The organism is Kitasatospora sp. NPDC085879, from assembly GCF_040686255.1.
Taxonomy (GTDB): Bacteria; Actinomycetota; Actinomycetes; order Streptomycetales; family Streptomycetaceae; genus Kitasatospora.
This window is the reverse complement of sequence record NZ_JBFBJZ010000125.1, coordinates 1-11,751: the sequence shown is the minus strand read 5'-3', so window position 1 is coordinate 11,751 and position 11,751 is coordinate 1. Positions and strand designations below refer to the sequence as shown.

Genomic DNA, 11,751 nt, shown 5'->3' with positions numbered 1-11,751 from the left:
GAAGCGGCCCTGCTCGTCGACCTCGGCCGCGAACGGGGCGATCTTCGCCTCGGCCAGCGACCGCACCGCGTCACGGAGCATGTCGTGCTCCTCGGTCGTACGGAAGAGATCGAAGGAGTTGCTCATGGTTCGGGTGCTCCAGTCCGTCCCGCGCAGCCGTTGGCGGAACACGATCCACAGAGAGGGAACTCAGTTCCCCTAATAGAACACACTCTGTGCCATCAACGCCAGCCCGGCCCGCCGGGACATGCGGAAGGGGACCGCCGGAGTACGGGGCGGCCCCCTTCGGGCGGTCTCCGCGTAGTAGTACGGGTCGAGCAGCGAGGTGGCGGTGGTGAACGGGATCACCGGCTGCCGCACGACGGTGTGGATCAGCCCGTCGGCGGTGGAGAGCCGCGGCACGGCGGCCGACCGGGTCCGGTCGTCCCACAGCAGGTCGCAGCCGGAGCTGTCCGCCCGGACGTCGACCCGGGAGAGACCAGGGAGACCCCGGTCACCGCGTCGCCCGCAGGGACGGCGCCGGCCGGGGAGTCGGTCCGGTGGGCCCGCGGTCAGTCGGACGGGTGATAGCCCGCCGAGCACGCGTACGCCAGGTCGACAACACAGGTCCGCACCAGTCGGGTCGGTGCCCGGCCCGGGCGCCAACCCGGCGTCAGTCCGTGGGCTCCACCGGCACGGCGGCCGCCACCCGGCCCGCGCCGAGGAAGACCAGCCGGTCCAGGCGGGCCCGGTACGGCCAGTCGTCGGCCCGGTGGAAGCAGAGGTCGCCGGGCGCGGGCGCGGCCCGCAGGTCGCCCGCGAAGCTGCCCGCGGGCAGGGCGGCCGCCTGCGCCGCCAGCGGATCGGCCGAGCCCGCCCAGTCGGCCACCGGCTCCGGCAGGATCCACGCCTCACCGGTGTTGGGGAAGAACCAGCCGGTCGCCGCCGCGGCGGCCCGCGCGAAGTCCGCCGCCCCGGCCGCCGCTCGGGCGACCCGGGCGACCGTCAGCAGCAGGTCCGCGAGCGACTCGCCGAGCAGCGTCAGCTCCGGGTACTCCTGCAGCGACCCCGCCTCGGCCGGCACCGACACCGCGTAGCCCCACTCGCCGCTGTCCGGGTCGATCCGGACCTGCGCCAGCGCCCGGTGCCGCCCGTACGCCACCTCGGCGATCGGCCAGTAGCTGCCGTCGCCGCCCAGCATCCGGTGCAGCTCCGGGTCGACCCCGGGCGCGCCGTCGCCGGGCAGCAGCCGCAGCGCCGGCAGCCCGGCCACCGCGACCGCGCCGATCTCCCGGAGCACCACCCGGACGTCCTCCGGCACCGGAACCGGCCAGGCGTCCAACTCGGCGTCGGCGCAGCCCGGTTCGAGGACGACGAAGGCCGGATGCTCCGCGGCGAGGGCGCGCAGCTCGGCGACCGCACGCCGCGGGGCGTCGGCCGGCACCGTGCGGCGGCGCACCGGCCGGCCCAGGAAGTCGCCGCTGACGATGCTGCGCACCAGCAGGGCGCGGCCGCCGCCCAGCATCTCGAACTGCAGCTCGCTGCTGCCGGTGTCGGCGGTGTTGTGGGCGAAGGTGTAGTACGGCTCGAAGTCGATCCGGCAGGGGAGGGCGGGCAGGCCGCGCAGGTCCGCGACGTCGGCGAGCGGCTCGCCGGCGCCCACCAGGGCGGCCAGTTCGGTGTCCGGGCCGTCGGCGGCGGCCGTGCTCGGCACCGCGGCGACCGTCGCCGCCGGCCGGCCGGGCGGGCCGTCCGCCTCGGGGTCGGCGAGCCGCACGGCCAGGGCGTGCAGCCAGTCGAGGTAGCAGGTGGCCTCCACCACGGCCTCCGGGTCGTCGAACTGGCGGACCGCCAGCACCGGCCCCCAGTCGGCCGCACCGGGGGCGCCGACGGCGACGTACACCGTGTGCTCGGTGGCCAGGTAGCTGCCGATCTCCCAGTGGCCCCCGGCGAACGAGGACGAGCTGAGCCGGCGCGGCCCGAACTCGTGCTCCTCGTCGTCCGCGCGGACCCCGCCGACCTCCCGGAGCACCGCCCGGACGGCCTCCGGCACCGGTACGGGCCAGCCGTCCATCTCCTCCTCGGAGAACCCGTCGAGGAGCTCGATGCCCTCCGCCCCGCGCAGCGCCAGCAGCGCGTCGCGCGCCGTTCCCCCGTCGGCAGCCATCCCGTTCCTTCCCGCCCGCCCGTGTCGATCACCGGGCAGCCTAGTGTGCCCGGGCGACAGAGCCCTGCCCGTCGCCCGCCGGGGCCCGCCGGCGGCCCGGGGTGGGCAGAGCTCGGTGGAGCTCCCGTGCCTCTGCAGTCCCAGTACGGCGTCCTGCAGGCGCACGGCCTCGGTGGCTTCGGCTCCGCGCCCTCCGAGAGCGAACAGAGGACGGCGCACGGGGGTGATGCGGGTCGGCTCGCCGGGCAGCCGTCAGGAGGTGCTGGTCCCCTCCGTCCGGGGCAGCAGGGCACGCAGCTGCGCCGCGAACGCCCGGGGGTGGGTGAGGTTGCCGTTGTGCCCGCCGGGGAACTCCACGGGCGTCGCACCCAGGCCGTCGGCGAGGATCGCGGCGCAGCGGCGGTCGAAGACCTGGTGCGGGGTGGTGCGGCCGACGGCGGGGACGATCCGGGTCGGGCCGCCGCGCAGGGCGTCGAGGTCGGCGGCGTCGAGACCGCCGGCGAGGATGGTGTCGATGTCCCGGGTCAGGAAGCCGGCGAAGTTCGCCGCGCGGGCCTCGGTGATCGGCTCGGCGGTGATGTCCGGCTCGGTCTCCTGGTGGTGCGGGTCGATGCCGAGCACGGCCGTCACCCGGCGGACGGCGGCGAGCCAGCCGTCCTCCCGGTAGGTGCGGGTGACGGCGCGCAGCTCCTGCTCGGTGCGGTCGCGTTCCGCGGTGGGCAGCAGCTCGGGGACGGCCGGCTCGTGGGCGATCAGGGTGTGCAGGGCTCCGGGGCGGCGGGCCGCCAGATGGAGGCCGATCGCGGCGCCGAAGCTGCAGCCCAGCATCAGTGCGGGCCGGTCGGTGAGCGCGGTGAGCAGGCGGTGGGCGTCGTCGGCGTGGGTGGCCATCGGCACGGGCTGTGACGGGTCGTCGGGCACGCTGCGGGACAGGCCCCGGCGGTCGTAGGTGACGACGGTGAAGTCCGCCGCGAGGTGGTCGACCAGGTCGCGGCCGCGCTCGGCGTCGCCCTCGCCGCTCTGTGCGACGAGGAGCAGCGGACCGCTGCCGCGGATCTGGTGGTGGATGCGGGCGCCGGGCACGGGGAGCAGATCGGTGGAGGTCATGGGCATCACCGTAAAGCATCAGAAGAGATGTATCAAGAGAGATGTATCTGATCAGATGTACTCCGCTGTAGGCTGGAGCCGTGAACGGACTGGAACTCTTCCTCCTCGGCCGCACCCTCATGAAGATCGGCGAGCAGACCATCCCCACCGCCGGGATCGGCCCGCAGCCCACCGGCACCCGCGCCGTCCTCGTCGTCCTCAGCGACGTCGTCGAGCACCCGGGCAGCGCCGTCGGCGAGATCGCCGCCCGCACCGGCCTGCCGCAGAGCCAGGTTTCCGGCTGCGTCGCCCGCCTCCGCGAGGCCGGCTCGGTCGTCACCGAGACCGACCCCGCCGACCGCCGGCGCTCCCTCGTCCGCAAGGCCCCCGAGATCTCCGACCGCTCCGCCAGGGCCGCCGCCGCACCCGTCGCCCCGGCCGTCGCCGCCGCGCTCGGCACCGACGACCCCGCCGCCCTCGCCGAGGTCCTCGCCGCCCTCGACGTCCTCGGCCGACACCTCACCCCCGAATCCGTCAGCCGCCTGCGCGACGCCGCCGCACCCCCGCCCCCCACTGACCCCGGGTGCGCGATCGCCGCCCCCTGAAGGCCCCGGCGTTGCACTCCGGAGCGCGCCGCGCCCCGGTCTAGGCTCGGCCCGTGGACCAGTCCGAGCAGCCCCGCCGGCCCGAGCCGCAGCCCGAGCAGCCCGAGCAGCCCGAGCAGCACGGGCAGCGGGCCGCGCTGCGCGCCGAGGGTGCCGGACCGTTCACCACCCGGGTCAGCTGGGGCCTCCCCGGCGGCGGCACTGCCGTCTGGGAGTCACGGCTCGCGCGGCGCCGCGGCCTGCTCGCCGTCCGCCCGCCCGGCGCCGAACACAGCCGGCACGCCCGCGCGGACGACACCGCCCTCGCCCGGCTGCGCCGACTCAACACCGTCGCGGCCCTCGCCTTCGTCCTCGGCGGAGCCCTCTTCGCGGCCGGCGCCGCCGTCGCCCAGGTCGGCTCCGGCGACGCCACCGAGAGCGCGTCGATCTACTTCGCCGGCGGCCTGTGCTTCAACACCGGCGGCTACGTCACCCTGCTCCAGACGATCAACGCCCCCCGCCACGTCCCCGGCGGCGCCGGCGAGCTGGTCACCCGTCGCTGGCGCTGGTGGAGCTACGAGCCGATGCGGGTGGACTGGCTGAGCGCCTTCGTCCTGTTCGCCGGCACCCTGGTGTTCGCCGTCGACCTGCTGGACTCCTTCCTGCAGGGCCTCAGCATCCAGCAGGTGAACCGGCTGATCTGGGCACCCGATCTCATCGGCTGCATGCTCTTCCTCGTCTCCGGGCACCTCGGGTTCGTCGAGGTCTGCCACGGCCGGCCCCGCCTGATGCCGCGCGACCTCGGCTGGTGGATCGTCGCGGTGAACCAGCTCGGCTCGGCGCTGTTCATGGTCTCCGCGATCGCCGCCTTCACCCGGACCAGCGGCAGCGAGATCAGCGCGGGCATCGCCAACTGGGGCACCCTCACCGGCGCCCTCTGCTTCTCCGTCGGCGGCGTACTCCAGCTCTTCGAACGCCCGTGAGCCGTCCGTCCTGCCCGCCGGAGGACCGGCCGGGCCGCCGGCCCGCGGATACCATCGACAGGTCGGGGGGCCTCCACACCCAGGGCGGGACACCGTGGCCAGACTGATCTCCGTCAACGTCGGCCTGCCGAAGGACGTCCGCTGGCAGGGCCGCACGGTGCACACCGGCATCTGGAAGCACCCCGTCACCGGCCCCTGCACCGCCCGCCGGCTGAACCTCGACGGCGACGGCCAGGGCGACCTCGGAGGCCACGGCGGAGAGATGCGCGCCGTGATGGTCTACCAGCTCGACTCCTACCGGCACTGGCAGCAGGTCCTCGGCCGCGACGACCTCACCCACGGTGGGTTCGGCGAGAACTTCACCGTCGACGGCCTGCCCGACGACGAGGTCTGCATCGGCGACCGCTACCGGATCGGCGAGGCCGTCTTCGAGGTGACCCAGCCGCGGGTCACCTGCTACCGGGTCGGCCTGCGACTGGACGAGCCCCGGATGCCCGCCCTGCTGGTCACCCACCGCCGCCCCGGCTTCTACCTGCGCGTCCTCACCGAGGGCGCCGTCGAGGCCGGACAGGAGATCGTCAAGATCGCCGAAGGCCCGGAACGGATGACGGTCGCCGAGGCCGACGGCCTGCTCTACCTCCCCGACCGGTCCCGCGAGCGGATCGCCGCGGCGCTGCGCATCCCCGCCCTCAGCCCCGGCTGGCAGGGCTCCTTCCGGGCCCTGCTCCGGCAGGCCGACACCGCCCCCGACGGAGCCGGCAACCCCGGCCTCAACCCCGACGGCGCCGACCCCCGGCCCGCCTGGGACGGCTTCCGCCCGCTCACCGTCGCCGCCACCGCCATCGAGAGCCGCTCCACCCTCTCGCTCTGGCTCGCCGACCCCGACCGCGCACCGCTGCCCGCCGCCGGCCCCGGCCAGTACCTCACCGTGAAACTCGCCACCGACACGGACCGTCCCGCCCTGCTGCGCAGCTACTCGCTCTCCGGCCCGCCCGGCGCCCAGCGCTACCGGATCAGCGTCAAACGGGAGTCCCACGGCGTCGCCAGCGCCTGGATCCACCGCAGCCTGCGGATCGGCGACACCCTGCCGACTGCCGCCCCGCGCGGCGCCTTCACCCTCGCAGCCGGTGACGCCCCGGTCGTGCTCGCCTCGGCGGGCGTCGGCGTCACCCCCGTCCTCGCCATGCTGCACGCCCTCGCCGACGGCCGGCCGACCCGGGAGGTCTGGTGGCTGCACGGCGCCCGCGACGGCGCCGAACACCCCTTCGCCGCCGAGGCCCGCCACCTGCTGCAACGGCTGCCCCGCTCGCACACCCGGATCTGCTACAGCCGGCCCCGCCCGCAGGACCACCGGGGCACCCACTACACCGACCGAGGCCGACTCGGCGCCGAACTCGTCGCCGGCCTAGGCCTGCCCGCCGACGCCGACGCGTACCTCTGCGGACCGGCCGCCTTCATGGCCGACCTCGGCACGGCCCTCACCGCAGTGGGCCTCGCACCCGAGCGGATCCACACCGAGCTCTTCGCCCCCGGCACCGCCCTCACCCCCGGCATCGCCGCCACCGGCGAGGCCCGGACCCCGCACCCGCCGGACGGCACCCCCGGGGACGGCCCCGCCGTGGCCTTCACCCGCAGCGGCATCACCGTCCCCTGGAACCCTGCGTACGGCACCCTGCTGGAGCTCGCCGAGGCCTGCGACGTCGCCGTCCGCTGGTCCTGCCGGACCGGTGTCTGCCGGACCTGCGAGACCCGCCTCCTCGAAGGCGCCGTCACCCACCGGCCCGAGCCGGTCGAGGCCCCCGCCCCGGGCAACGCGCTGATCTGCTGTGCCCGGCCCGACCGCGACATCGTCCTCGACCTCTGAACCCGGCCCGGACCTTGCCCGAACCCGGCCCGAGCTCCTGGAGGAGCTGCGGCCCGCGGCGGCTCAGTGGCCCAGCAGCCCGGCGAAGTCGTAGCCGAGCAGCCCCAGCTTGGTGAGGTCGCCGACGTCCGTGATGCCCGCCACCGGCACGGTGTACAGGTGCTCCTGCTTCGAGGGCTCGGGGTAGGCGGTGCTGCCGGCGGCCACCGCCGCCGGGCCGGTCAGCGCGCTCGCGCCCAGCAGGGCGGCGACGACGGCGGTCCGGACGTACTGTCGCATGGATCTCCTCCTTGTACGGCGTTGCACGGCGTTCTGTGCGGCCAACGGTGAGACGCCCGGACGGTCACGGGCACTGCTCCCTCCGGGGAGCGGGATCCGCCGTCCGGTGGAACACCGCCGCCCTGCGGCCGCGGTCCGACCGGTGTCAGGATGGAGGGACGGGAGAGACACCGGGCGGATACCACCGGGAGGCGGACATGAGCCGCGACTACCACTTCCACTGCGAGTACGCCGGCTGCTCGGTCACCGCGGGCGTCCGCCTCGGCGGGATCCGGGAGCTGGAAGTACTGGTGGACGGCCACGAGGTGGCGTTCGAACGCGTCCACGGCCACCACCCCGAGGAGCGCACGCTGATCGCCGTGCTGCCCACCAGCCCGGCGCGGCACGTGGAGGTGCGGGTCGCCCTGCCGGGCGCGTTCACCGGTATCCCGTCCTGCACGCTGGTCGCGGGCGACGTCCGGCTGCCGATGCCCGAGCGGGAGGTGCCCCGGCGGGCCAGGCTCACCGAGGCGTCCTGGTACGGCTGAGCCGCCCGGAGCGGCCGTCGCGAAGGCCAACCCGGGCTGTGATGTGATGATCTGACGGACAGTCGCGTCCGCCGAACTGTCGGTCGCCGGTGCCATGATGCCCGTGCGGTCGGAGACCATCCCCGGCCGCGCCCCGGAGCAAGGCGGAGGAGCGAGTCCCGTGCGCATTGTGGTCAGCGAGTTCATGAGCCTCGACGGCGTCGTGCAGGCGCCCGGCGGCCCCAAGGAGGACACCGACGGCGGCTTCGCCCACGGCGGCTGGTCGCACCCCTTCTTCGACCCCGAGGTGGTGGGCGGCGCCTTCGACGGGGCGCTCGGCGCCGCGGACGCGCTGCTCTTCGGCCGCCGCACCTGGCAGACCATGGCCGCCGCCTGGCCCGCCCGGGCGGGCGACCCGTTCGCCGACCGGATGAACAGCATCCCCAAGTACGTGGTCAGCGGCACCCTCGGCGACTCCGACCTGACGTGGGCCAACACCACGCGCATCCCCGGCGACGAGGCCGTCGCCCGGATCGCCGAGCTGCACAAGGCCGAGGGCGGCGACCTGCTGATCATGGGCAGCCCCACCCTCGCCCGCACCCTGCTCTCCGAGGGCCTGGTGGACGAACTCAAGCTCATCGTCATGCCGGTCCTGCTGGGCGGCGGCAAGTCGATCTTCCCGGCCGACGGCGGCAAGCGCACCCTCGAACTGGTCTCCACCATCACCAGCGGCACCGGGGTCAACGTCTGCACCTACCGCCCGGCCACCGCCTGACAGCTCTCGGCCGCCGGCCGGGGCCGACGCCCCCGCCGGGTGACCCGAGCCCACCGGCGTGTCGGCGCCACCGTGTTCAATGCACCCATGGACGATCTCGCACGCCGCCTCCCCGACATCGCCACCGTCCGTGACCGGTGCCGGGCGATGGCCGTTCTCGACGCCGTACTCAGCCCGGAGTGGGAGTCGCGGTACCACTCCTTCGACGCCCACTGGGACGAGGGCGAGGAGACGGCCTCCGCGCGTGACGGCTCCGGCTCCGACTGGTTCATGGTGTTCTCGGCGGCCGGCGCGTACGCGCGCGGATTCGACCACACCGTGCCCAACGCGCCGGACATCCTGGCCGAGGTGCCCGAGGCCTTCCGTTTCGCGGTCGAGGAGCCGGCCTTCAGAAGCCACGACGGTTCGCCGATCGCCACGGTCTGCCTGTGGCGGCAGCCCGACGACGCGGCCTGGCAGGCCGCGGCGGCACCGGCCGGCGGCGAGGAGCTGTTCGAGCTGCTGGCCGAGGGCACACCGGAGGCCTACCGGGCCTGGGCCGAGGAGTACTTCGGGACCGAGGTCGACCTGGCGGCCGTCCGGCACGTCTTCGCGCACCGGCCGCTCACCCAGACCGTGGTGGACGCCCTCAATTCGGAGGTCGACCTGGCGGACCTGCGGGAGGATCTGGCGGAGATCGGCTACCCGGGGGGACACGGTGCGACGTGAGCTGACTCCGGAAGGGCCGGCGCACCGGATGACGGACACCGCGCTGCTCCGGATGCATCTGGAGGGTCGGGCCGTCCTGCTGACGGACGGAACGATGGTGGCCACGGGCCGGCCGGTCGGGCCGATCGAGGAGGCCGTGGTGGCGATCCCCGCGGTCGAGAACCCGTGTCCATCGGGTACCTCCGGATCATGATGCGGTCGGATCCGGCGACTCCGCCGTCGTCGACCACCTGGTGGCCCTGCGTCTGGGTGCCGCCACCCGGAGGGGTGCGGCTGCAGTCCGGCCGCGCTGCTGTTCCTCGTCCTCCCGCTGCTCGCCATCGCCTCCGTTGTGACCGCCGTCCTCGCACCGCTGCCGCCGTTCGACCTCGACGACCACGAGGACGAACCTGACGACGGGGCCGAGCCTGACAACGCGGGCCACGACGAGCCCCACGACGAGCCCCAGGACGACGGGAAGCCCGAGCCCGCGGTCTGACGGACCGGCGGCGGCCGCCGTCCTGCACTGTGGGAGGGCGGTCGGCGAGGCGTTAAAGATCCGTCAAGATTCGTCCGGCCGGTGCCGCCGGCTCGGACTCGGGCCCGTCCGTCGGCCGTCGGTCGCGGGGGCCCCGGCTCCGCCCGGACCGAGCGGCCCGGCCGGGGCGGAACCGATCGCCGGCGGTACTGCCCCGAGCCGTCCAGGACGGCTCCGACCTGCGGTGATGTGTCGATTCGCCGGGCATCGGGGGCTCGGTCGGCCGGTTCTCGCACGTGCCCCGCGGCACCGGACGGTGCGTTCTCGAGCGCAGTCGAACCGTTGGGCGACACAACCGGTAGTGCCAGGACGGGGTGCCGATGTTGTACGTGATGGCGAAAGAGGCCGATGAGTCGCCTGTCTAGTCTGGCGAGGCCGCCGACCGGGCGGCTTGATCGTTTGTCCTCTCGACGGAGTCCCCAGTGTCCACAACATCCCCGCCGGCCCCTCCCTCACCTGCGGCACCGAGCCGACTGCGGGCGTGGCTGCTGGAGGGACTGGCGGACCGGGCCAAGCAGCACCCCGGCCCGCACGCCCAGGCACCCCAGGAGCACGGCCGGCGCTGGTGGCGGGTGATGTGCCTGACCGGCCTGGACTACTTCTCCACCCTCGGCTACCAGCCCGGCATCGCCGCCCTCGCGGCCGGCCTGCTGTCGCCGGTGGCGACCATCGTGCTCGTCGTGGTCACCCTCTGCGGGGCGCTCCCGGTGTACCGGCGGGTCGCGAAGGAGAGCCCGCACGGCGAGGGTTCGATCGCGATGCTGGAGCGGCTGCTGAGCTTCTGGCAGGGCAAGCTCTTCGTGCTGATGCTGCTCGGCTTCGCCGCCACCGACTTCCTCATCACCATCACGCTGTCGGCGGCCGACGCCACCGCCCACCTGGTGGAGAACCCGCACCTGACGAGCGCGCTGCACGGCCGCCAGGTGCTGATCACGCTGTTCCTGATCGCGCTGCTCGGCGCCGTCTTCCTCAAGGGCTTCAGCGAGGCGATCGGCCTGGCCGTGGGCCTGGTCGCCATCTACCTGGCGCTGAACGTGGTGGTCGTGGCGACCGGCCTGTGGCACGTGCTGACCGCCCCGCACGTGATCACCGACTGGTCGCACGCACTGACCGCCGACCACGGCAGTGTCATCGCGATGATCGGCGTGTCCCTGTTGGTGTTCCCGAAGCTCGCGCTCGGCCTGTCCGGCTTCGAGACCGGCGTCGCCGTCATGCCGCACGTCGCGGGCGAGCCCGGCGACACCGAGCAGAAGCCGGTCGGCCGGATCCGCGGCACCCACAAGCTGCTCACCACCGCGGCCGTGATCATGAGCGTCTTCCTGATCACGACCAGCTTCATCACCACCCTGCTGATCCCGGCCGACCAGTTCCAGCCCGGCGGCGAGGCCAACGGCCGCGCGCTCGCCTTCCTCGCCCACGAGTACCTGGGCAGCGCCTTCGGCACGGTCTACGACGTCTCGACCATCGCCATCCTCTGGTTCGCCGGTGCCTCCGCCATGGCCGGCATGCTCAACCTGCTGCCGCGCTACCTGCCGCGGTACGGCATGGCCCCGCACTGGGCGCGGGCCGTCCGGCCGACCGTGCTGGTGCTGACCGCGGTCGCCTTCCTGGTCACCTGGATCTTCGACGCCGATGTCGACAAGCAGGGCGGCGCGTACGCCACCGGCGTCCTGGTGCTGATCAGCTCGGCCGCGATCGCGGTGACCATCGCCGCCCGCCGGGCCCGCCAGCGCGGCTGGACGATCGGCTTCGCGGTGATCTCCGCGGTCTTCCTCTACACCACCGCGCTCAACATCGCCGAGCGCCCGGACGGTGTGAAGATCGGCGCCTGCTTCATCGCCGGCATCATCCTGATCTCGCTCGCCTCGCGGCTCGCCCGCTCCTTCGAGCTCCGGGTCACCGATGTCGTGCTGGACCCGGTCGCCGAGCGGTTCGTCCGGGACTGCGCGCACCGCTCGATCCGGATCATCGCGAACGAGCCCAGCAACCGGGACCTCGCGGAGTACCGCGACAAGGCCACTCAGATCCGGACCGACAACGGCATCCCGCCGGAGGACGACCTGGTCTTCGTCGAGGTGACCGTCCGGGACCCCTCGGACTTCGAGGCGGAGCTGCGGGTGCGCGGCGAGGTCCTGCACGACCGCTACCGCCTCCTGTCGCTGGAGCACTCCTCCATCCCGAACGCGCTGGCCGCGCTGCTGTTGCACGTCCGGGACGCGACCGGACAGCAGCCGCACATCTACTTCGAGTGGACCGAGGGCAACCCGTTCGCCCAGTTCCTGCGGTTCTTCCTGTTCGGCCAG

General features: G+C 74.0%; 12 protein-coding genes and 1 pseudogene. 8 read left to right on the top strand and 5 right to left on the bottom strand.

Annotated features, from left to right (window positions below; all coding sequences use genetic code 11):
- From AB0P35_RS40055 to AB0P35_RS40040, 4 genes and pseudogenes are all read right to left on the bottom strand, one after another.
- On the bottom strand, positions 1 to 126 hold a 126-nt coding region (locus tag AB0P35_RS40055), incomplete at its 3' end, for an acyl-CoA dehydrogenase family protein (RefSeq protein ID WP_363521149.1).
- A 168-nt stretch (positions 127 to 294) separates the two neighbouring features.
- Positions 295 to 480, bottom strand: a pseudogene (locus tag AB0P35_RS40050) (hypothetical protein); the annotation flags it as partial.
- A gap of 172 nt (positions 481 to 652) precedes the next feature.
- A complete protein-coding gene (locus AB0P35_RS40045) occupies positions 653 to 2,146 on the bottom strand; it encodes a hypothetical protein (RefSeq protein WP_363521145.1) in 1,494 nt (497 codons plus the stop codon).
- A 252-nt stretch (positions 2,147 to 2,398) separates the two neighbouring features.
- A complete protein-coding gene (locus AB0P35_RS40040) occupies positions 2,399 to 3,253 on the bottom strand; it encodes an alpha/beta hydrolase (protein ID WP_363521142.1) in 855 nt (284 codons plus the stop codon).
- Between the two features lie 80 nt (positions 3,254 to 3,333).
- Here AB0P35_RS40040 and AB0P35_RS40035 point away from each other — a divergent pair, with 80 nt between their 5' ends.
- From AB0P35_RS40035 to AB0P35_RS40025, 3 genes are all read left to right on the top strand, one after another.
- Positions 3,334 to 3,837: a helix-turn-helix domain-containing protein gene (locus AB0P35_RS40035; protein ID WP_363521139.1), complete on the top strand. Its 504-nt coding sequence runs from the start codon at positions 3,334 to 3,336 to the stop codon at positions 3,835 to 3,837.
- Between the two features lie 137 nt (positions 3,838 to 3,974).
- Entirely contained in the window at positions 3,975 to 4,799 is an 825-nt protein-coding gene (locus AB0P35_RS40030; protein ID WP_363521147.1) for a hypothetical protein, read from the top strand.
- Between the two features lie 94 nt (positions 4,800 to 4,893).
- Complete coding sequence (locus AB0P35_RS40025; protein WP_363521136.1) at positions 4,894 to 6,663, top strand: MOSC and FAD-binding oxidoreductase domain-containing protein; 1,770 nt, start codon at positions 4,894 to 4,896, stop codon at positions 6,661 to 6,663.
- Positions 6,664 to 6,726: 63 nt separating this feature from the next.
- Here AB0P35_RS40025 and AB0P35_RS40020 read toward each other — a convergent pair whose 3' ends face one another.
- Positions 6,727 to 6,942, bottom strand: coding sequence for a hypothetical protein (locus AB0P35_RS40020; RefSeq protein ID WP_095878704.1), 216 nt, complete (start codon positions 6,940 to 6,942; stop codon positions 6,727 to 6,729).
- A gap of 197 nt (positions 6,943 to 7,139) precedes the next feature.
- Between AB0P35_RS40020 and AB0P35_RS40015 the strand changes: the two genes are divergently transcribed.
- From AB0P35_RS40015 to AB0P35_RS39995, 5 genes are all read left to right on the top strand, one after another.
- Positions 7,140 to 7,469 carry a hypothetical protein gene (locus AB0P35_RS40015; protein WP_363521134.1) on the top strand — a complete coding sequence of 110 codons (330 nt, stop codon included), beginning with the start codon at positions 7,140 to 7,142 and terminating at the stop codon, positions 7,467 to 7,469.
- Between the two features lie 160 nt (positions 7,470 to 7,629).
- Positions 7,630 to 8,223 carry a dihydrofolate reductase family protein gene (locus AB0P35_RS40010; RefSeq protein WP_363521131.1) on the top strand — a complete coding sequence of 198 codons (594 nt, stop codon included), beginning with the start codon at positions 7,630 to 7,632 and terminating at the stop codon, positions 8,221 to 8,223.
- 87 nt (positions 8,224 to 8,310) lie between these two features.
- Positions 8,311 to 8,931 (top strand): hypothetical protein, encoded by a 621-nt coding sequence (locus AB0P35_RS40005; protein WP_363521128.1) that lies wholly within the window; start codon positions 8,311 to 8,313, stop codon positions 8,929 to 8,931.
- Between the two features lie 331 nt (positions 8,932 to 9,262).
- A complete protein-coding gene (locus AB0P35_RS40000) occupies positions 9,263 to 9,409 on the top strand; it encodes a hypothetical protein (RefSeq protein WP_363521125.1) in 147 nt (48 codons plus the stop codon).
- 461 nt (positions 9,410 to 9,870) lie between these two features.
- A partial coding sequence (locus tag AB0P35_RS39995; RefSeq protein WP_363521123.1) for an amino acid transporter occupies positions 9,871 to 11,751 on the top strand: 1,881 nt, incomplete at its 3' end.